General features: G+C 63.4%; 16 protein-coding genes. 5 read left to right on the plus strand and 11 right to left on the minus strand.

Annotated features, from left to right (window positions below; all coding sequences use genetic code 11):
* Window positions 1-80: 80 nt before the first annotated feature.
* The 3 genes from GU3_RS02975 to gorA form a co-directional block, all read right to left on the minus strand.
* Entirely contained in the window at window positions 81-1451 is a 1371-nt protein-coding gene (locus tag GU3_RS02975) for a cell wall metabolism sensor histidine kinase WalK (RefSeq protein WP_014291073.1), read from the minus strand.
* A complete protein-coding gene (locus GU3_RS02980; RefSeq protein WP_014291074.1) occupies window positions 1448-2140 on the minus strand; it encodes a response regulator transcription factor in 693 nt (230 codons plus the stop codon). Before GU3_RS02980 ends, GU3_RS02975 begins: the two co-directional genes overlap by 4 nt.
* A gap of 142 nt (window positions 2141-2282) precedes the next feature.
* Complete coding sequence (gorA, locus tag GU3_RS02985; RefSeq protein ID WP_014291075.1) at window positions 2283-3635, minus strand: glutathione-disulfide reductase; 1353 nt, start codon at window positions 3633-3635, stop codon at window positions 2283-2285.
* Window positions 3636-3852: 217 nt separating this feature from the next.
* Between gorA and prlC the strand changes: the two genes are divergently transcribed.
* From prlC to GU3_RS03005, 4 genes are all read left to right on the plus strand, one after another.
* Window positions 3853-5895, plus strand: coding sequence for an oligopeptidase A (prlC, locus tag GU3_RS02990; RefSeq protein WP_014291076.1), 2043 nt, complete (start codon window positions 3853-3855; stop codon window positions 5893-5895).
* Window positions 5896-6009: 114 nt separating this feature from the next.
* The gene (locus tag GU3_RS02995) at window positions 6010-8412 is read left to right on the plus strand and encodes a bifunctional diguanylate cyclase/phosphodiesterase (RefSeq protein WP_014291077.1); all 2403 of its coding nucleotides are present in this window, start codon (window positions 6010-6012) and stop codon (window positions 8410-8412) included.
* Window positions 8381-9139, plus strand: a complete 759-nt coding sequence (locus tag GU3_RS03000; RefSeq protein WP_014291078.1) for a class I SAM-dependent methyltransferase — start codon at window positions 8381-8383, stop codon at window positions 9137-9139. Before GU3_RS02995 ends, GU3_RS03000 begins: the two co-directional genes overlap by 32 nt.
* Before the next feature lie 83 nt (window positions 9140-9222).
* Window positions 9223-10089 carry an MBL fold metallo-hydrolase gene (locus GU3_RS03005; protein WP_014291079.1) on the plus strand — a complete coding sequence of 289 codons (867 nt, stop codon included), beginning with the start codon at window positions 9223-9225 and terminating at the stop codon, window positions 10087-10089.
* On the opposite strand, the gene GU3_RS03010 is transcribed toward GU3_RS03005, so the two are convergent.
* From GU3_RS03010 to GU3_RS16970, 5 genes are all read right to left on the minus strand, one after another.
* Window positions 10080-11999 (minus strand): methyl-accepting chemotaxis protein, encoded by a 1920-nt coding sequence (locus GU3_RS03010; protein ID WP_014291080.1) that lies wholly within the window; start codon window positions 11997-11999, stop codon window positions 10080-10082. The two genes, GU3_RS03005 and GU3_RS03010, sit on opposite strands and share 10 nt — an antisense overlap.
* Before the next feature lie 57 nt (window positions 12000-12056).
* Window positions 12057-13055, minus strand: a complete 999-nt coding sequence (locus GU3_RS03015; RefSeq protein ID WP_014291081.1) for a GTP-binding protein — start codon at window positions 13053-13055, stop codon at window positions 12057-12059.
* Window positions 13056-13317: 262 nt separating this feature from the next.
* Entirely contained in the window at window positions 13318-14292 is a 975-nt protein-coding gene (locus tag GU3_RS03020) for an MDR family oxidoreductase (RefSeq protein ID WP_014291082.1), read from the minus strand.
* Between the two features lie 101 nt (window positions 14293-14393).
* Window positions 14394-15260, minus strand: a complete 867-nt coding sequence (locus GU3_RS03025; RefSeq protein ID WP_014291083.1) for a carboxylate/amino acid/amine transporter — start codon at window positions 15258-15260, stop codon at window positions 14394-14396.
* Window positions 15261-15464: 204 nt separating this feature from the next.
* Window positions 15465-15677 (minus strand): hypothetical protein, encoded by a 213-nt coding sequence (locus GU3_RS16970; RefSeq protein ID WP_014291084.1) that lies wholly within the window; start codon window positions 15675-15677, stop codon window positions 15465-15467.
* 19 nt (window positions 15678-15696) lie between these two features.
* Between GU3_RS16970 and GU3_RS03030 the strand changes: the two genes are divergently transcribed.
* Window positions 15697-16605 (plus strand): LysR family transcriptional regulator, encoded by a 909-nt coding sequence (locus GU3_RS03030; RefSeq protein ID WP_014291085.1) that lies wholly within the window; start codon window positions 15697-15699, stop codon window positions 16603-16605.
* Window positions 16606-16622: 17 nt separating this feature from the next.
* On the opposite strand, the gene GU3_RS03035 is transcribed toward GU3_RS03030, so the two are convergent.
* From GU3_RS03035 to GU3_RS03045, 3 genes are all read right to left on the minus strand, one after another.
* Complete coding sequence (locus GU3_RS03035; RefSeq protein WP_014291086.1) at window positions 16623-17063, minus strand: universal stress protein; 441 nt, start codon at window positions 17061-17063, stop codon at window positions 16623-16625.
* A gap of 145 nt (window positions 17064-17208) precedes the next feature.
* Complete coding sequence (locus tag GU3_RS03040) at window positions 17209-17997, minus strand: ion transporter (protein WP_014291087.1); 789 nt, start codon at window positions 17995-17997, stop codon at window positions 17209-17211.
* A gap of 21 nt (window positions 17998-18018) precedes the next feature.
* Complete coding sequence (locus GU3_RS03045) at window positions 18019-19191, minus strand: methyltransferase (protein WP_014291088.1); 1173 nt, start codon at window positions 19189-19191, stop codon at window positions 18019-18021.
* Between the last annotated feature and the right edge of the window lie 15 nt (window positions 19192-19206).

The raw sequence follows: 19206 nt of genomic DNA on the forward strand, positions 1-19206 counted from the left end.
TTAAACAAGAATTATTATCAAATGATTAGGGTTCGTATTCTTGTTTAAGAAAGCGGCAAAGGGAAACGGTTTTACAACCGTTACATTTGGCGGGTGATGCTGCGTTCGGTGCCGTTCAGGGGCAGCCGAATGCTCATGCGCAGGCCGCCTTCGGCACGGTTGCTGGCTTTCACACGGCCACCGGTGGCTTCCAGTTGCCGGCGAGCCAGCGCCAGCCCCAGGCCAAAGCCGCTGGTCTCATCGCGGCGGGCGGCATCGAGGCGGAAAAAGGGCTGAAAAATATGGTCCAGATGTTCATCGGGAACCCCCGGCCCCTGATCGTCAATGGTGAGGCAATAGCCGCCGCTTTGGGGCTGCAGAGCCAGGGTCACCTGTTTGCCCGGTGGCGTATGGTGAAGGGCGTTGCGCAGTATGTTCTCAATCGCCTGGCCCAGGGCCCGCTGGCTGCTGTTGTGCAGGGGCGCCTCGGGGGGCAGCTGCGCCAGAATGTGGTGCTCGGGAAATTCGAAGCGGGCGTCGTCCAGCAGGCTGTCGAGCAGGTCGGTCAGATCCAGATTGTCGCCGTCCAGCCGGGGGCGTTCGGTTTCCAGCCAGGCCAGGGTCAGGGTGTCTTCCGCCAGTTGCCGCATCAGGGCGCCCTCGCGACGAATACGTGTCAGTGCTTCGGCGTTGTCCGGTACCTGCTCGGCCCGATCGATCGCCATTTCGATGCGGGTGAGGGGGGTACGTAATTCGTGGGAAAGATCGGCAATCAGGTGGCGCTGGGACTGGATCAGCCCTTCGGTGCGTTCGGCCATGTGATCAAAGGTGTCGGCCAGCCGGGCCAGCTCGTCGTTGCGCTTGCCAAGCGACGCCCGCACCCGCACCTGGTGATCCCCCTCGCTGAAGCGGCGGGTGGCTTTTTCCAGCTGGCGCAGGGGCTGCATCAGGTGGCGATAGAGCACCAGGCTCAGCAGGATCAGCAACAACAGCGGCAGGGCCAGCTGCAGCAGCAGACGAGTGTGGGGCTGGTAGCCGCCGGGGCGCATGCGCTGAGGCAGCTGGATCAGGAAGTGGGTATGGCCCCCGGCAAAGGTGACTTCCATGATGGGGTTTTCGGTGAAATAAAGATGGATCATCCAGTCCACGCTGCGTCCCAGGCGAAAGCCTTCCTGAAAGCGGGGAGTAATGACGCTGCCGGCCACCGGCTCCAGGCGGGAGCGGAGCACCGCGGCCCAGGTGTTTTCCCGTTGCTGCAGATCACGCAGCCAGCGGCTGAGGGCGGCCTCGTCGCCGGCATGGTAAAGCCGCTCTGCCTCGGCACCGTAGTCCAGCAGGGTTTGCCGGTGCTCCGGGGCGATATGACTCATGCTGGTTTCGGTGTGCTCCATCAGGTAGTTGAGCAGCGAGAACAGCGCCACCGTGCCCAGGGCGATGGTGGCGCAGAGCTTCCACAGCAGGCGGCGGTTCATTTGAACAGGTATCCGGTACCGTGCACGGTTTGCAGGCAGGTGGCGCCCATACCGGCCTCGATGAGCTTGCGCCTGACCCGGCTCAGGTGCATATCAAGGCTGCGATCGTAGCGGCTGAACTCCCGTTCCAGCACCTGCTGGTAAAGAAAGGGCTTGCTCAGGACTTCTCCCCGGTTTTGCATCAGGGTCCACAGCAGTTTGAACTGAATGGGGGTCAGCTCCAGTCGTGTCTGGCGAAAGCCGGCCTGCTGCTGCCGGCGGTCCAGCCACAGCTCCTGGTACTCCAGCTGAACGGCATCGGCAACCGCCGTGACCTGCCCTCGGGCGCGGCGCAACAGGGCCTCGATGCGCAGCACCAGTTCGGTAAAACTGAACGGTTTGGCCAGGTAATCGTCGGCGCCCTGGCTGAACCCCTTGATGCGTTCTTCTTCTGCGCCGCGGGCGGTGAGCATGATCACCGGTGTCTGCTGGCTCTGGCGCAGCAGCTTGAGCAGGGAAAACCCATTCCGGACCGGCAGCATCACGTCGAGCAGGATCAGGTCAACCGAGGGGGCCAGGGCGGCGAGCAGGCCCTGCTCGCCATCAAAGCACTGGCTGACGGTGTAACCCCGGCCCTGCAGTAACTCGGTCAGCTGATCGTTGAGGGCGACATCGTCTTCGATCACCAGAATACGGGCAGTACAGTCCATGGCGTGTTCTCGTTAAATCCGTCAATTGAGAATGAGTCGCAGTATGATATTGGTTTGAGGTAAGAAAATAAACAGGGAATGTGAACGGCATCACGCATAAAAAAGCCGGGGCAAGCCCCGGCCGGTTATTGTTGCCATCGCCTCAGCGCATGGTAACGAATTCCTCCGCCGCGGTCGGATGAATGGCCACGCAGGCGTCGAAGTCGGCCTTGGTAGCGCCCATCTTCACCGCCACCGCAAAGCCTTGCAGTATCTCGTCCATGCCAAAGCCGATGCCGTGAATGCCCACCACTTTTTCATCCTCGCCGGCGCACACCAGCTTCATTTTGCAGGGCTGGCGGTGTTGGGTCACGGCGGTGTACATGGCGGTGAAGGAGGAGGTGTACACCTTGACGTTGTCGTCGCCAAAGCGCTCTTTGGCTTGCGGCTCGGTCAGGCCCATGGTGCCGATGGGCGGATGGCTGAACACCACGGTGGGCACCAGCTCATAGTCCATTTTGGCGTCGGGCTTGTTGTTGAACAGCCGCTCGGAGAGCTGGCGCCCGGCCTTCACCGCCACCGGGGTCAGCTCCACGTAGCCGATGTTGTCGCCCACCGCGTACACCCCTTTGGCCGAGGTGTTCTGGTATTCGTCCACCTTGATGTAGCCCTTGTCGTCCAGCTCGACGCCGGCGCTTTCCAGGTTGAGGTTGCCGGTCAGCGGGCGGCGGCCGATGGCCCAGATCAGGCAGTCGACGGTGAGCGCGTCGCCGTTTTCCAGGTGCAGGGTCAGGCTGCCGTCGGCGTGTTTTTCCACGTTTTTGGGCACGGAATGGGTATGCAGGGTGGGGCCGTCTTCGGCCATCACTTCCACCAGGGTGTCGGTGAGCAGGGGGTCGAAGTTGCGCAGCGGCGCGTGCTTGCGCACCAGCAGGTGGGTCTCGCTGCCCAGGCTGTGCAGCACCCCGGCCAGCTCTACCGCAATGTAGCCGGCGCCGACCACCGCCACCCGTTTGGGTTGCTCGGTCAGGGCAAAAAAGCCGTTGGAGTCGATGCCGTGCTCGGCACCCGGAATGTGCGGAATAATGGGCTCGCCGCCGGTGGCGATAAGAATGTGGTCGGCGGTGACTTCCTCGCCGTTCACTTCCACGGTGTGGGCGTCCTTGAAGCGGGCAAAGCCCTTGATCACCGTGACCTTATTGTTGCCCAGCACCCGGTCGTAGGACTGATGAATGCGGCCGATGTAGGCCTGGCGGCTTGCCACCAGGGTGCCCCAGTCGTGGCCCTTGAGCTCCACGTCAAAGCCGTAGTCGGCGGCATAGAGCTTGATGGCCTCGGCCACCTGGGCGCCGTGCCACATCACCTTCTTGGGCACGCAGCCCACGTTGACGCAGGTGCCGCCCAGATCTTTGGCCTCGATCAGGGCTACTTTCTTGCCGTACATGGCCGCCCGGTTGGCAGAGGCAATGCCGCCGCTGCCGCCGCCGATGGCGATATAGTCGAAATGCTGTGCCATAAGTTTGCTCCGTGGATGAAGGTTCATTCAAAGCCGTTTGCCGATTGTACCCCAAGTGATGCCGGTGAGGCTGGTCAACAAATCGCCGGTTCGCCGGTCAAGTGCAGGGTGAGGGCAGTAAAGGCTTGAACATTATCGTCATTATCACCATGTTAGGGGGTATTCCCTCGGCTGCCGGGTGCAGCACGACGGCCAAAACAACAAGAGGTAAAGGATCATGACAAATCCGCTTCTCACCATGGACGGCCTGCCGCCGTTCAGCCAAATCAAGCCGGAACACGTAAAGCCGGCCGTGGAGCACGCCATTGCGGATTGTAAAAAGCGGGTGGAAACCGTATTGGCCCGGAACGAAGAGTTCACCTGGGACAACCTGGTGGCGCCGCTGGAAGAAGTGAACGATCACCTCAGCCGCATCTGGTCGCCGGTGAGCCACCTCAACAGCGTGATGAACAGCGAGGAGCTGCGTCAGGCCTATGAGTCCTGCCTGCCGCTGCTGTCGGAATACCACACCTGGATGGGCCAGCATCAGGGGCTGTTTGAAGCCTATCAAAGCCTGGCCGACCGGGATGATTTCAAAAAGCTGAGCCTGGCCCAGCAAAAGGAAGTGGCCAATACCCTGCGCGACTTCCGGCTGTCGGGCATCGCCCTGGAAGCGGAGCAGAAACGCCGCTTTGGCGAAATCCAGGCGCGGCTGTCGGAGCTGTCCTCCACCTTTGCCAACCGGGTGCTCGACGCCACCCAGGCCTGGCACAAGCACATTACCGACCAAACCGAGCTGGCCGGCCTGCCCGAGTCGGCACTGGCCGCCGCCGCGGCCCAGGCCAAAGCCCGAGAGCTGGACGGCTGGGTGTTTACCCTCGACATTCCGTCCTATTTGCCGGTGATGATGTACGCCGACAACGCCGCCCTGCGCGAGGAAATGTATTACGCCTTCACCACCCGCGCCTCCGATCAGGGCCCCAATGCCGGCCAGTTCGACAACACCGCCATCATCGAGGAAACCCTGGCGCTCAAGCAGGAGCTGGCCGGGCTGCTCGGGTATGACAACTACGCCCAGGTGTCCCTGGCCACCAAGATGGCGGACAGCGAGCAGCAGGTGCTGGACTTTCTTGAGCAGCTGGCCGATCGCAGCCGCCCCCAGGGCCAGGCCGAGCTGGCGGAGCTGCGCGACTTTGCCCGGGATCAGCACGGCGTCACCGAGCTCAACGCCTGGGATCTCAGCTACTACGGCGAAAAGCTCAAGCAACACAAATACACCATCTCCGACGAGGAACTGCGGCCTTATTTCCCCGAGCATCGTGTGGTACACGGCCTGTTCGAGACCGTAAAGCGGTTGTTTGGCATCAAGGTGGTGGAGCGCTTCGGGGTCGAGGAATGGCACCCGGACGTACGCTTTTTCGATATTTTCGATGAAACCGGCGAGCTGCGCGGCAGCTTCTACCTGGATCTCTACGCCCGTGCCAACAAGCGCGGCGGCGCCTGGATGGACGACTGCATTGGCCGGCGCTACCGGGAAGACGGCAGCCTGCAAAAGCCGGTGGCTTACCTCACCTGCAACTTCAACGGCCCGGTGGGGGACAAGCCCGCCCTGTTCACCCACAACGAGGTGCTGACCCTGTTCCATGAATTCGGTCACGGCATTCATCACCTGCTCACCAAGGTGGACGTGGCCGGGGTGGCCGGCATCAACGGGGTGGCCTGGGACGCGGTGGAGCTGCCCAGCCAGTTTCTGGAAAACTGGTGCTGGCAGCCCGAGGCACTGGCCTTTATCTCCGGCCATTATGAAACCGGCGAGCCGCTGCCCGCGGAGCTGCTGGAGCGCATGCTGGCGGCGCGCAACTACCATTCGGCGCTGACCATGCTGCGCCAGCTGGAGTTCGCCCTGTTCGACTTCCGTCTGCACATGGATGACCAGGCCGCCGAGCCGGGCCGGGTGCAGGCGGTGCTGGACGAGGTGCGCCGCCAGGTGGCGGTGCTGACCCCGCCCGCCTTCAACCGTTTTCAGCACGGTTTCTCCCACATCTTCGCCGGCGGTTACGCGGCGGGCTACTATAGCTATAAGTGGGCCGAGGTGCTGTCGAGCGATGCCTTCTCCCGTTTCGAGGAGGAAGGGGTGTTCTCGGCGAAGACCGGCCGCGACTTTTTGCATGCGGTGCTGGAGCAGGGCGGCTCAAAAGAGCCGATGGAGCTGTTCCGGCAGTTCCGTGGCCGGGAGCCGAACATCGACGCCCTGCTGCGGCATTCGGGCATTGCCGCCTGAGTGTGGTTGTGTAAAAGGTGGCTGCGGCCACCTTTTTTCATCCCGGATTCAGGGTAGAGCCGGTGTCCATATGCAGGCACAATGGGAAAGGCATTTACGAACGAGCGGCAACACATGGAATACGGGGTATTCTCCTGGTTTAACCTCTGGTGCCTGAGCCAGTTGGTGGAGCAGCGCCTGGCCGACGGCGCCTTGCTGTGTCGGCGCCGGGGTGAGCATTGGCAGCCGTTGCTGGCGGCCGGCATGGGCGTGCCCGAACACCCGCTCACCGGCCTGGGTGAACGTCCCTTTCAGCGCCTGACCTACCCGTTGTGCCGGGCCCTGCACATGGGCTCCGGTCAGTTTCTGTCGTTGTCGGCCCTGTACCCGGATCATGCCTTGCTGTTGTTCCGGCGCCAGCGCCATGTCCGCCTGCCCAAGGGCGCCTGGCTGGGCTTTTTCGCCTCGGTGTTCACCCATCCTGACCGAGCGCAACGGGCGGTGTCGGTGCTGCCGCTGTTCGAGTTCTTTCCGCTGCCGCTGGTGCGGGCCACCCCCGATGGGGTGGTGGAATGGACCAACCGGGCGGTGCAGCGCCTGTCCGGGCACCATGCCCCCGCCATGCAGGGGCGCTCCCTGCGCGAGTTCAGTCTGGGGGAAGACTGGCCGGAAACCCGACGTCTGTATCGCCGGCTGGCGGACGAGCCGGAGCTGGGCATGGTGGTGATGGAAAAGCATTACCTGCACGCCAGTGGCCAGTTGCTGTTGGGAGAGACCCAGCTGACCCTGGTTCGGGACGACGCGGGCGCGCCCTGGTGCCTGATGGGCACCCTGGCCAGCTTGCGGCCCCGGAACGGCCATTCCCAGGGCCTGAGCCTGCGTTTTATTCCCGCCCCGGAGCAGCCCGAAAGCGTGATGATCTGCGATGGCCACAGCCGTATTGAGCAGGTCAGCCCGGCCTTTGAGCGACTCACCGGTTACCGTGAAGCCGAGGTGCGGGGCCGGTCTCCGTCGCTGCTGCGCTCGGGCCTGCACAGCCGGGAATTTTACCGCCGCATGAACCGGGCCCTGAGCGAACAGGGGCGCTGGCAGGGAGAAGTGTGGAACCGGCGCAGCAACGGCCAGGCCTATCCGGAGCGGCTGCGCATCAGCTCGCTGTACGGACCGGGGGGCGGAGTGCACTATGTGGCGGTGTTCAGCGACATGGGCCAGCCCGATCCCCTGGATCAGGGGGTGCCCCCAGAAGACAAGGACGGCCTCACCGGGCTGGCTAACCGGGCCAGCTTTCACCAGCGGCTGGCCCGTCATTGCCGACTGAGCGAACCTTTTGCCCTGATGATCCTCGACATCAACAACTTTCGCCTGTTCAACAACGCCATGAACCACAGGGTGGGAGACCGAGTGCTGCAGGAGGTGGCGGCGCGGCTGCGCGGCCGGCTGCGCAGCGGCGACTACCTGGCCCGCATCGGCAGCGACGAGTTTGCCCTGCTGGTGCCGGGCATAGTGCATCATCGCCAGGCGCGGATTTTCGGCCGCCATGTGCTGAGCGCCCTGGCTCGCCCCCTGCATCTGGCGGATCAGCAGCTGTACGTGGACGCCACCCTCGGCGGAGCACTCTGGCCTGGCATCGACGAGAAAGATGCCGAAAGCCTGCTGCAACATGCAGAGCAGGCGCTGTTTGGTGCCAAGCAAAAGCGTGAGCCGCTGGCGTTGTATGACGATCAGCTCAACCGCAGCCAGAGCCGGCGTATTCGCCTGCAGCACGATCTGACCGAGGCCATTCGCCAAGGCGGTCTACGCCTGCATTATCAGCCCATCGTTGACACCGCCACCGGCCGGGTGAGCAAGCTGGAGGCCCTGGTGCGCTGGCAGCACCCGGAGCTGGGGGCTATTTCCCCCATGGAGTTTGTGCCGGTGGCGGAAGAAAGCGGCATGGTGCAGGCCCTGGGCGACTGGGTGCTGAACCGCGCCTGTGGCGATTTGCGCCGGCTGCAGCAGGCGGGTTATCGCCTGGACATGGCCATCAACCGTTCCAGCCTGGAGTTTCAGAGCCTGGGGCTGGATGGTGACGAGTGGCTGTCGATGATCGAGCGGCACGGGCTTTCGCCCCGGCAGATTATTTTCGAGATCACCGAATCCCTGTTTATGCAGGGCAACGAGCATCATCTGGAGCGCATCGGTGCCCTGCGCCAGGCCGGCTGCCGCATTGCCATCGACGATTTCGGCACCGGCTATTCGGCCCTCAACTACCTGCGCGCCTTTCCCATCGACATGGTCAAGATCGACAAAAGCTTTATCGATTACCTGCCCGGCAATCAAAAAGACGGCTTGCTGCTGGAAGGCATTTTGCGCATCATCGGCGACCTTGGCATGAAAGTGGTGATCGAAGGCATGGAAACCCCGGCCCAGGCCGCCTACCTGTCTACCCAGCCCTGTCATTTTCTGCAGGGTTATCTGATCGCCAAACCCATGCCCCTTCGTGAGCTGCTGATTTTTCTGGAGTCCTATGCCGGACACACGCTACCCGCTGCAGATTGAGCTGCAGGATCCCACCCTGGCCGCCGAGGCCGAGCGCCTGCGCGCCCACTTGCACGGCCTGACCGCCGCCGCCCCCTTTGCCCTGGTGTTCACCGAGGGCCGGCTGGAACTGCGCAAACTGGATGAGCCCAAACTGGGGGCGGTGTATGTGGATTTTGTGGCCGGCGCGGCGGCGCACCGGCGCAAGTTTGGCGGCGGCCGGGGCCAGACCATTGCCAGGGCGGTGGGGCTCAAGCACGGCCATAACCCCAGGGTGGTGGACGGCACCGCGGGCCTGGGCCGGGACGCCTTTGTGCTGGCCTCATTGGGCTGCACCCTGATCCTGTGCGAACGCCACCCGGTGGTGCACGCCCTGCTGGAAGACGGCCTGCGCCGGGCCGCCGCGGATCCGGAGATCGGCCATTGGGTGCGGGAGCGGCTGCAACTGCTGCCTTTTGGCCATACCCTGGCCGACATCGCCCCGCCGCCGGATGTGGTCTACCTGGATCCCATGTTTCCCCACAAGAAGAAGACGGCGCTGGTAAAAAAGGAAATGCGGGTGTTTCATTCCCTGGTGGGCGCCGACGAAGACGCCGATGCCCTGCTGGCACCGGCGCTCAGCCTGGCCCGGGCCCGGGTGGTGGTGAAGCGGCCCGACTACGCCGGCTTTCTCGCCGGCGTTCAGCCCTCGGCGCAGATCGCCAGCAAGAACAACCGCTTCGACCTTTATGTCAAGGAGGCGCTGTAGGCGGGCAAAAAGTGGTCTCCTGCCCGCGTGCATGCTATATATTAGTTTAATCTAATGTTTTGTAAGCATAACGGGAGATAACCATGAACCAGCCTCAAGTACAGGCCTTTCTAGATCAGGACAGCGAAACCTTCAGCTACGTGATCTACGACCAGCCCGGTGGCCGGGCGGCGGTGATCGATCCGGTGCTGGACTTCAACTATCACTCCGGCCGCACCGGCACCACCACCGCCCAGCGGCTGGTGGACTTTGTGCGCGAACAGAAACTGACCCTGGACTGGATCCTGGAAACCCACGCCCACGCCGATCACCTGTCGGCGGCGCCCTTTATCAAGGCGCAGCTGGGCGGGCGCATCGCCATCGGCGAGCACATTCGCGAGGTGCAGGGCATTTTTCAGCGTGTGTTCGGGCTGGAAAAGGAATTGCTGCCCGACGGCAGCCAGTTTGATCACCTGTTTGCCGACGGCGAGCAGTTTGCGGTGGGCGAGCTGAGCATACGGGTGCTGCACGTGCCCGGCCATACCCCGGCGGACATTGCCTATGTGGTGAACGAGCAGGCGGTGTTTGTGGGCGATACCCTGTTTATGCCCGATTTGGGCACCGCCCGCTGCGACTTTCCCGGCGGCAGCGCCGAGCGGCTGTATCAGTCCATTCAGCGGCTGCTGGCGCTGCCCGAAGGCACCGACGTCTATGTGTGTCACGACTACCCGCCGGCGGGCCGGGAGCATGAATGCCGCACCACGGTGGCGGCCCAGAAACAGGGCAACCTTCATGTGCGCGACGGCATCAGTCAGGCCGCCTTTGTCAGAATGCGTACCGAGCGCGATGCCACCCTGGCGGTGCCGCGGCTGATTTTGCCGTCCATTCAGGTCAATATTCGCGCCGGCGCCCTGCCGAAGGCGGACGAGCAGGGCCGCCGTTACCTGAAGATCCCCCTGGATCAGCTCTGAGCCGGACCCAGCAACTGAGTGATGGCGCCGGCCTGGTGACGAATATGGCCGGTGACCTGCTCGGCCCGCGCCGACACTTCCGCCGAGCGGGCCTTGAGCTCGTCCATCAGCGTCATAAAGCGGCCCAGCTCGTCGGCCTGGCTGTCGGCGTGGCCGGCGCCCCGCTCCGCCACCGAGGTGGTGGCGCGGGAGGTTTCGCTGACCTGCTCGGTCACTTCCAGCAGGGTCTGGGCCTGGGTGTGCTGTTCTTCCGCCGCCTGCATCATGCGGTCGATGGTGCCGCCCAGCTCGTCACTCGACAGCCGGAGCCGGTCCATGATGCTGGCGATTTCCTCCAGTGACCCTTGAGTGTGCCCCGATAATTTACGCACCTCGTCGGCCACCACCGCAAAGCCCCGGCCGTGATCGCCGGCCCGGGCCGCTTCAATGGCGGCATTGAGTGCCAGCAGGTTGGTCTGCTCGGCGATTTGCCGGATCACCCCGATAATGGCGGCGGCGTCGTCCACCGAACGACCCAGGCTGGCCAGCGCCTCCCGCCCGGTGAGGGCGGCCTGACGACTGTCGCCGGCGCTGTGAGCCAGTTGCTCCACCTGCTTGCGGCTGATGTCCATGGCCTGCAGGTTGTCCCGGGCGGTGTGGGCGATGTCGTCGCTGGCCCGGCGCATTTGCTCGGTGAGTTGATTGAGCTCGTCGACCATGGTCAGGCTGCCCTGCAGGGTACCGTCGTTGCTTTGGGTGTGGCGGTGAATGTCCTGAACTTCCTCTATCATGCCTTCCAGCGCCGCCGACACCTGCTGCAACTGAGTGGCCCGCTGTTCCTGCTGCTGCTGCAACCGCGCCAGCAGGCCGTTGAAGCTGGTGGCGATCTGGCCCAGCTCGCTGTGGGGGTGGGTGACCGGCAGGCTGGTCAGCCGGCCGTCCTGCAACAGTTGGCGAAAGGCGTTGCGCAGCTGGTCAAGCCGGCGGACCACCAGCCCGCGCTGAAACAGGTAGCTGAGCAGGGCAAACAGCATGAGCGCCGAACACAGTGCCAGCAGCAACAGGCTGAGCCGGTGGTAGCTGTGCTGGCGGGCCGCTTCGCGGCTGGCCACCAGGGCGTCGAGCCGCTGTTCGATATCACGGAGGCCGGCACTCAGGGCGGCGGCGGCCTGAGTGCGTTGCTCCCGCCCGGCCTGAGTATTGGCCAGCTCCTTGGGGTAGCGGCGCAGCAGGCTTTGCAGCTCCCGTCTGGGCGCCTCGCCCATCTCCACCGGCTTGGGCTGGCGCAGGGCAAACTCGTCCGCCTCCGGAGTCTGGTAGACGCCGAGCAGGGGCAGGGCCTGTAATTGATCGGCAAGCGTGTTCAGTTCGGTGAGCTGAAAGTCGAGGCTTTGCTTGAGCTTGTCGTCACCCTTGCTCATGTAGTCCTGGCGCAGGTGGATCAGGCGGGGCAGGGAGGCCAGCATTTCCGCCACCAGCGACTGGTAGCGGGGGGCCAGGCTGTGTTCGGTGTCGGCGTAGCGGGCCAGGGCGCGCAGCTGGTCGGCCAGCTCCTGCTCGGCGTGTTGCAGCAGTTGCTGGCTGTTGCCGGCGAGCTTGCCCGCCTCGCGGAAGTCGTGGGTCAGTTGCCGGTGCAGGGTGTTGACCGCCGTTTGCGCGGGCTCGCCGCCCTCAATGTGGGAGAGCGCCCCGGCCATGGCGGTCAGCTGCTGCCCGGCCTCGGTCAGCAGGCTGGCGTCGCCCTCGGTGAGGTAGGCGGAAATGGTGCGGTAGAGGTCAATGTTGGCATCGCGGCGCAGCTGTTCCAGCCCGGCCCGGCTGTGCTCGCCCTGCTTGAGCTGCCGGTCACCCAGATAGAAGGCGCCGGCCAGCAATAACGCCAGCAACAGCAGCCCCAGTGACGACAACAACGAAAACAGCGATATCCTCATTCGACCCATCCCTCACCCTGGTAAAGGACGGCAGATTAAGACATGGCGGTGACAGTTTTATGAAGTTGGCAATGAAATCACGGTTTTCATCAGTTGTTCATGCAGGGGCCGCATGGCCAGCGGTGAAGCGGCGATCAATTCCAGCCGGCTTTCGGGCTGAGGAGCGAGGCGGTAGCTGCTGAGACGGTCGGTTTGGTTAAAGGCCCACCAGCCGTCGTCGGTGTGTAGCACCGCCTTGAGCCGGGCCACCTTTTGCGCCTCGCAAAAGGCACGGACGGCGGCGAGATCAAAAATCACTTCGTCGAGAAAGCGCCAGCCCAGGGAAAAGTGATCGTCGCCATGGTTGGCATAGCGCCGCCAGGGCTGTCCCCGGCTGAGCCTGGGCTCGGGGGCGGCGATGGCCGGGCGGCCGGCCTGACCGGCATGGGCCTGAGGATGGGCCGCCCGGCGGCCGTCATGGTGGGGGTGCTGCAACCAGGCCGGATCCAGCTGCCCCTGGCAGGTTTCTACCAGTGCCTGCTGCGGCGCCGGGCCCTGCGCGATGTCGTCGCGCAGCCGGGCCAGCTCGGCCTCGCTGCACATATCGGTCTTGTTGGCCACCACCACGTCGGCCAGGGACAGCTGATCCTGATAGGTCTCGTGCTCCCGGTAGCGGGCATCGCTCCACTGGCGCGGGTCAATCAGGCAAAAGGCGGCGGCCGGGCGCAGAATATCCCGGTAATGTTCGTTGGTGAGAATGTCCATCACCCGGCTGGGATGGCCGAGGCCGGTGGGCTCGATCAGCAGCCGGTCGGGCCTGGCCTTGTGCAGCAGGGCGTTCAGGCCAATCTGGAACGGCAGCCCCGCCACACAGCACAGGCAGCCGCCGGGAATTTCCTTGACCAACGCCCCCTGATCACTGAGCAGGGCGCCGTCGATGCCCACTTCGCCAAACTCGTTGACCAGAATGGCCCAGCGTTCGTGCTCGGGCTTGTGGGCCAGCAGATGGCGCAGCAGGGTGGTCTTGCCGGTGCCGAGAAAGCCCATGATGAGATGGGTGGGAATGGCGGTGTTCATAAGGCGTTCACAATGACTGAGTTTGTTACTTTATAACATTTTTTGCCAGGCTTGAGTATGGCCATCAAAAAGAGCCCGGGTGGGCTCTTTGAATAGGTCGCTGTCATGCCCGCGAAGGCGGGGCGTGAATCAAAAATAATCTCCGTCATGCCCGTGCAGTGAGCATCCAGGGCATGGTGCACTTGTCCGAAGACTTAATATTGCCTGAAGGTAGGCATGGACTCCCGCTTTCGCGGGAGTGACCATCAGACTTCACCCATCATCAGGGCTGGATCACCACCCGGCCCACCGGCTTGCCGGCGATCATGTCGTGGGCGGCGTCAATCGCCTGCTCCAGGGTCAGCTCTTTCACCTCGTTTTCAAAATGCACCGGCAGGCTTTCGTGAACCCGTTGCCAGGCGGCGATGCGTTGCTCTTTGGGAATGTGTACCGAGTTGATGCCGAGCAGCTGCACGCCCCGCAGAATAAAGGGCATGACGGTGGTGTTGAGGGCCACGCCGCCGGTCAGGCCACAGGCGGCCACGGCGCCGTACATTTTGGTCTGGCTGAGAATGCGGGCCAGGGTGCGGCCGCCCACGGCGTCGATGGCGCCGGCCCAGTGCTGGGACTCCAGCGCCGCCGGCTCCTGATCGAGCTGAATGCGGTCGATGATGGTGTGGGCGCCCAGGCGTTTCAGCCAGTCGGTGTGCTCGGGGCGACCGGTGGAGGCGTGCACCTCGTAACCGGCTCCCGCCAGCAGCCGCACCGCGATGGAGCCCACGCCGCCGGTGGCGCCGGTCACCAGCACCGGGCCCTGGCCCGGCTTGACCCCGGCCTGCTCCAGTGCCATGACACCCAGCATGGCGGTAAAGCCGGCGGTGCCGATGGCCATGGCGCGCTTGGCGCTCATGCCCGCGGGCAGGGGAATAAGCCAGTCGGCCTTGACGCTGGCCTTCTCCGCCAGGCCGCCCCAGGTTTGTTCGCCCACGCCCCAGCCGGTGAGCAGCACTTCATCACCAATGCGGTAGGCGGGGTTGTCCGAGGACAGCACGGTACCGGCAAAGTCGATGCCGGGCACCATGGGCCAGTTGCGCACGATTTTGCCCTTGCCGGTAATGGCCAGGGCGTCCTTGTAGTTAAGGGTGGAGTAATCCACCTTCACCAGTACGTCGCCGGTGGTGAGCTGGTGCTCATTCAGGCGTTGCAGGCTGGCGTGAGTCTGTTTGCCGGCTTCTTCCAGTAATATGCCCTTGAACATGATGCTCTCCTCGCACGTTTTTATGTCAGTCAGTGTAAGGGGGCTGTTGCCAAATGCCATGGTTCAAGGGGCGGCAAATGTTGATTTTGTGACCGTGAGCCTTACTCACTCGGTGCCGGTCTGGAAACCTTGATCCAGGCCTCGTTCAGCCACAGTGACGCCAGCAGGATGGCGCCGCCCAGGGCCAGCCGGGGCAGGTCTGCATCCCGGTTCCAGATCAGCAGGTTGACCAGCAGGCCGGCGGGCACCAGGGCGTTGTTCATGATCGCCAGGGCGCCGGCGTTGACCAGGGTGGCGCCCTTGTTCCACAAAAAATACCCCAGCCCCGAGGCGCCCAGCCCCAGCCACAGCAAAATGCCCCACTGCAGCGGCGTGGCGGGATACTGCTCGCCGCCCAGCCCCAGCCAGGCCGGCGTGACCACCAGCAGGGCCCCCAGATAGAAGTAGCCAAAGCGTTTGTGCTGGGGCTCGGTGGACGGGTAGCGCTCCAGCAGCACCTTGTAACCCACCTGACCCAGGGCAAAGCAGAGGTTGGCGCCCTGCACCACCGCAAAGCCGAGCAGGTAGTCGTCGGTGAGGGCGTCAAAGCGAATGACCAGCGCCCCCAGTACCGCCAGCACGGCGGTAAACAGGTAGCCGGGATTAAAGCGCCGGTGCAGCAGATCGTATACCAGGGTGACGTACACCGGCGTGAGCACGGTGAAGATCAGCACTTCCGGCACCGTCAGCAGCAGGAACGACTGGTAATAAAACAGGTACATAATGCCCAGTTGCAGGGCCCCGCACAGCATCAGCCCGGCGGCCAGCCGGGGCGGCTGACGCCAGCGCAGCAGGGGAGCAAACAGCAGGGCGGCCAGGGCAATGCGGGTCAGCACCGAGAAATAGCTGTCCACGGCGCCGGCCAGGTAAACCCCAATCAGGCTGAACGAAAAGGCCCACAACAGGGTGACAAAAACCAGGTAAGGCATGGATGAAGGATGACCAGTGGTAAAGGAATGGGCGTCATGATGGCGTAAAGCCGGCCATAAAAAAAGCCGGCGCAATGCGCCGGCCCGGGACCAATAGCAGGTTTGTCATAAAGGAGAGAATGACGTCCCCAAACAAAAAGTGGTTTAACACCACACGCAGAACAGGCTCGGCACATGGTCCGAAGACATGGCCCGAAAAGGTTGTCAGCGTGGCAAATCGCATTGCCCGGTCATGAACCGTTCGTTTTTCGTGCCGCTTGCGCGACCCGAGACAGGCAGTACCCCCCATGATGCCACCATGCCCAAACGCTGTTCGACCGAGCTGCCATCAAGACGCTTAATCACCACGCCGACGATAAACTCGATGGCCGGCATTCTATGACCGATGTGCTTATGGTAAAAATGAATTGTCATCATAAAGGTATGGTTGCTATCGATGGATAATGCGTTTCAACGGCTGGATCTGAACCTGCTCAGGGTGTTCGATGTGCTGATGCAAAGCCGCAATGTGACCCGGACGGCGGAGCAGCTCAGCCTGTCCCAGTCCACGGTCAGCCACGCCCTGGGGCGGTTGCGCCTGGCCTTGGACGATCCGCTGTTCGTCATGACCCGCAAGGAAATGCGGCCCACCCACCGTGCCCAGGCCCTGGCCACTCCGGTGCGCCAGGCCCTGGCCCTGCTGGAGCAGGGGGTGCGCCGGTCGGCGGGCTTTGAGCCGGCCAGCTCAACGCGCACCTTTCGGCTGGCGGTGCCCTCATCCATTGAGCACGGCGTGGTGCCGCAACTGGTGGAGCTGCTGCACCGCAAGGCCCCGGGCTGCCGGCTGGCGGTGAGCGAGCTGATCAATGCCGACTATGAAGACCCCCTGGCCCGGGCCGAGTTGGATATGGTGGTGAGCTTTGCCGGCGCCGATCACCTGTCGGCGCGGTTGTTGACCGACACCTGGTTTCACAACCCCATGGTGTGCCTGTCGGCCGCCGGCAGCGGGTTGCCCGAGGTGATTGAACCGGCGCAACTGGTGAGCTGGAGCCATGTGTCCACTTCCAACTGGGGCCATAACCAGACCCTGGTGGAGGGCTGGCTGAGCGAAAAGGGGCTGGCGCGGCATATCGGGGTCTGGGTGCCGAGTTTTGAGGCCTTGCCGAGACTGCTGGCCACCGGCCGTTACCTGGCGGTGGTGCCGGAGCTGATTGGCCGGGATCTGTGTTACTACTACCCGTTGCAGGCTCATAACTTAAGCGAGCCGCTGCACAGCACCTATGTGCTGGCCCAGCACCCGCTGACCGAGTTCGATCCGGCGCTGGTGTGGTTCAGAACGCAGTTGGAGGAGGTGGGTGGCCGGTAGCGGGCCACCCGTAAGCATTAATTCTTGGGCAGGGGCACGACCAGCAGGTCGCAGGGCACGGTATTCATCAGCTGGCGGGCAGAGGAGGTGAGCAGGCTCCAGAAGCTTTGCTCATGGCCGCAGATCAGCAGGTCGACCCCGTGCTGCTCTACCGCTTCGTTCACTTTCAGCGTGAGATCACCGCAGATCACCAGTTTTTTCTCGATGGGGTAATCCACACCGGCCAGGTACTCTTCCAACCGCTGCTTGGCGTCGGCCACCACCTGATCCTGAATGTTGTCGATGTCGATGTCGATCATCTCGGTGTAGAGGTCCTTGAGGTCGACGTCCACGTGAATAACCGACAGCTTGGCGTTATTGGCCCGGGCCCGATCCACCGCCTTGGCGATGACCTTGCGGTTTTTCTCGGTCATGTCGACCGCCGCCAGGATATGTTGATACTGATACGGCTCAGTCATGACAAATCTCCTTTTTTATCAACTCTATCAATCCGTTAGTAAACAAACCGTGAGCTGCTCGAAAGTTTTTGCAACCTTGCCAGCATAGGTCAGACGGCGGGCCGGGTACAAGTATCATAAAGTCTATAACCGGTTGGCGGCGGCGTCAGGGGCGATGTTGATCGAGCCCGGCCCGCAGCGCGTGAATTTCTTCCCTGAGCGAGGCCATTTCCGCCCGCAAGGCCCCCAGCTGCCGGTGCGTTTCCTGCTCTTCGCTTTCCACCGCCTGCTCCATGGCTTCCTGCTGCTCCTCGGCCCTGGGGCTCAGTACCGCCGAGGCCACCAGTCCGGAAATGCCGGCAAACAGCGACACCCCGGCAAAAATCACCACCGACGAAATCACCCGCCCGGCGGTGGTTACCGGATAGTAATCGCCATAGCCCACGGTGGAAATGGTAACCAGCGCCCACCAGAGGGCGTCTTCGGCGGTTTCGATATTGGAGTCGGGGTGGCCGGCCTCGGTCATCAGAATGGCAATGGCGCTGCCGCTGATCACCACCACCAGGATCAGCAACATGGTGGCCATCATGGTGCTGCCGCTGTTGTGCAGCAGATGGCGAATGACCTGGTTGGCCACCCGCAGCATGCGCAGCACCCGCAATACCTGGAAAATACGACCATAGCGCAGCACGTCGATGGCCGGAATGGAGGCGATAAAGTCGATCCAGTGCACCTTGAGGTAGCGGGTCTTGTTGCGGGCCCGAAACAGCCCGTAGAAAAAATGACTGAGCAGGATCACGCAGATACTGGTGTCGAGATAGAGCAGCAGCTCTTTTTCCGCGGCGTTAAAGGGGCCGAACTGGTGCAGCACTATGGCCACCAGCGAGACGATGGACAGCACCATCATCAGCAGCTCAAAGGCGGTGGGGGGAATAAAGCGTACCGGGGTTGACATGAAGGTCTCCTGTCCTGGGTGTCAGGGGCGGTGGGCCTGAATAAGGTAGCGGCGGGGGGTGTTGAGCGGGGCGGTAAAGGTGCCCAGCGTCACCCGGTAGCCCTGCTCCTCCAGGAACAGGGCCCGGTCCAGCAGCAGCCACCGCTCCAGGGGCTGGCGGTACAGGTGGCGCACCAGTTCGATGCGCTTGACCAGCAACCGGCGTTCATCGCCCCGTGCCAGCCAGTGCTCGCTGTTGAAGATGGCGGGCAGGGCCAGTCCTTTTTTCTCGCAGGCCCAGCGGGCAAAGGTTGTGAAGTCGCCGCTTAGCAACTGCTTGGGAAAGGCCGGCAGCGGCAGATAGTCATCGTTCCCGGTCAGCTCCCGTTGCAGCGCGTCAAAGGCCAGCCGCCAGGTGAGCTCGGTATGGCGCAGCCGGCGCACCCGCTCGCCGCCGGTCACCTGCTGTTGCAGCGGCAGGCGCAGATCGTGGCGGCTGAGCGCCAGGCCGGCGGCTTGTCCGGCCGTCGACAGCGGCGCATAGTGCTCGCCGTCGATCAGGTGATAGCAGCAGGGTGACAGTGCCAGCGCCCGGGTGCCGGCGGCGCTGGCGTGCCGTAAAAAACGCAGGTGCAGCTCGCCGCAGGCATGCAGCGCCACTGCCTGTTGTTCCTGCGTAAAGAGGTTGGCGGCCTCGGGGGCCAGGGCGTCCCCGCAGTGAAAATGATGATCCAGACCGAGCCGGCCGGCCAGCTCTTCCCCCTGCCGGCACAGATCGGCGCTCCATTCCAGGCTGGTCACCGGCTGACCCTGCTCCAGCGCCAACAGCCGGCCCAGGTGGCCCTTGCCGGCGCACCATTCCAGAATGGGGTGAACGGCGCTGATATTGGCGGCAAAATCCCGTATCTGCGCCCATTTCCGGCCGGGAATGCCGCTGCTCCAGCGGGGGGTGGCGTAATCATGGGCTCTGTGCAGTTCGGCCATTGGCCCGTGCTGAACGGCCATAATGTCGGGGCGAAAGGGGGCCAGCAAGGCCAGGGCCGCTGGCGGCTCGGCTTCCAGGGCGTCGAGCTCGGCCTCAGAAAGGCGGTTCAGCACCGGCGCCAGCTCGGGCCAGGGCAGTTCACAACAGGCAAAGGGCAGCCGCTGCCAGTCGCTACGGTGGCGTGCCAGCAGGTTGCTTAATTGTTCGAAATGGGGGGCGAAGTCGCTCATGGAGCAATTATACCC

Origin of the sequence: Oceanimonas sp. GK1 (assembly GCF_000243075.1) — a bacterium.
Lineage (GTDB): Bacteria > Pseudomonadota > Gammaproteobacteria > Enterobacterales > Aeromonadaceae > Oceanimonas.

What these genes read in the sequence shown, in the direction of transcription:
- GU3_RS02975 (WP_014291073.1), bottom strand. Translation starts at nt 1,451, where the DNA reads ATGAACCGCCGCCTGCTGTGGAAGCTCTGCGCCACCATCGCCCTGGGC.
- GU3_RS02980 (WP_014291074.1), bottom strand. Translation starts at nt 2,140, where the DNA reads ATGGACTGTACTGCCCGTATTCTGGTGATCGAAGACGATGTCGCCCTC.
- gorA (WP_014291075.1), bottom strand. Translation starts at nt 3,635, where the DNA reads ATGGCACAGCATTTCGACTATATCGCCATCGGCGGCGGCAGCGGCGGC.
- prlC (WP_014291076.1), top strand. Translation starts at nt 3,853, where the DNA reads ATGACAAATCCGCTTCTCACCATGGACGGCCTGCCGCCGTTCAGCCAA.
- GU3_RS02995 (WP_014291077.1), top strand. Translation starts at nt 6,010, where the DNA reads ATGGAATACGGGGTATTCTCCTGGTTTAACCTCTGGTGCCTGAGCCAG.
- GU3_RS03000 (WP_014291078.1), top strand. Translation starts at nt 8,381, where the DNA reads ATGCCGGACACACGCTACCCGCTGCAGATTGAGCTGCAGGATCCCACC.
- GU3_RS03005 (WP_014291079.1), top strand. Translation starts at nt 9,223, where the DNA reads ATGAACCAGCCTCAAGTACAGGCCTTTCTAGATCAGGACAGCGAAACC.
- GU3_RS03010 (WP_014291080.1), bottom strand. Translation starts at nt 11,999, where the DNA reads ATGAGGATATCGCTGTTTTCGTTGTTGTCGTCACTGGGGCTGCTGTTG.
- GU3_RS03015 (WP_014291081.1), bottom strand. Translation starts at nt 13,055, where the DNA reads ATGAACACCGCCATTCCCACCCATCTCATCATGGGCTTTCTCGGCACC.
- GU3_RS03020 (WP_014291082.1), bottom strand. Translation starts at nt 14,292, where the DNA reads ATGTTCAAGGGCATATTACTGGAAGAAGCCGGCAAACAGACTCACGCC.
- GU3_RS03025 (WP_014291083.1), bottom strand. Translation starts at nt 15,260, where the DNA reads ATGCCTTACCTGGTTTTTGTCACCCTGTTGTGGGCCTTTTCGTTCAGC.
- GU3_RS16970 (WP_014291084.1), bottom strand. Translation starts at nt 15,677, where the DNA reads ATGATGACAATTCATTTTTACCATAAGCACATCGGTCATAGAATGCCG.
- GU3_RS03030 (WP_014291085.1), top strand. Translation starts at nt 15,697, where the DNA reads ATGGATAATGCGTTTCAACGGCTGGATCTGAACCTGCTCAGGGTGTTC.
- GU3_RS03035 (WP_014291086.1), bottom strand. Translation starts at nt 17,063, where the DNA reads ATGACTGAGCCGTATCAGTATCAACATATCCTGGCGGCGGTCGACATG.
- GU3_RS03040 (WP_014291087.1), bottom strand. Translation starts at nt 17,997, where the DNA reads ATGTCAACCCCGGTACGCTTTATTCCCCCCACCGCCTTTGAGCTGCTG.
- GU3_RS03045 (WP_014291088.1), bottom strand. Translation starts at nt 19,191, where the DNA reads ATGAGCGACTTCGCCCCCCATTTCGAACAATTAAGCAACCTGCTGGCA.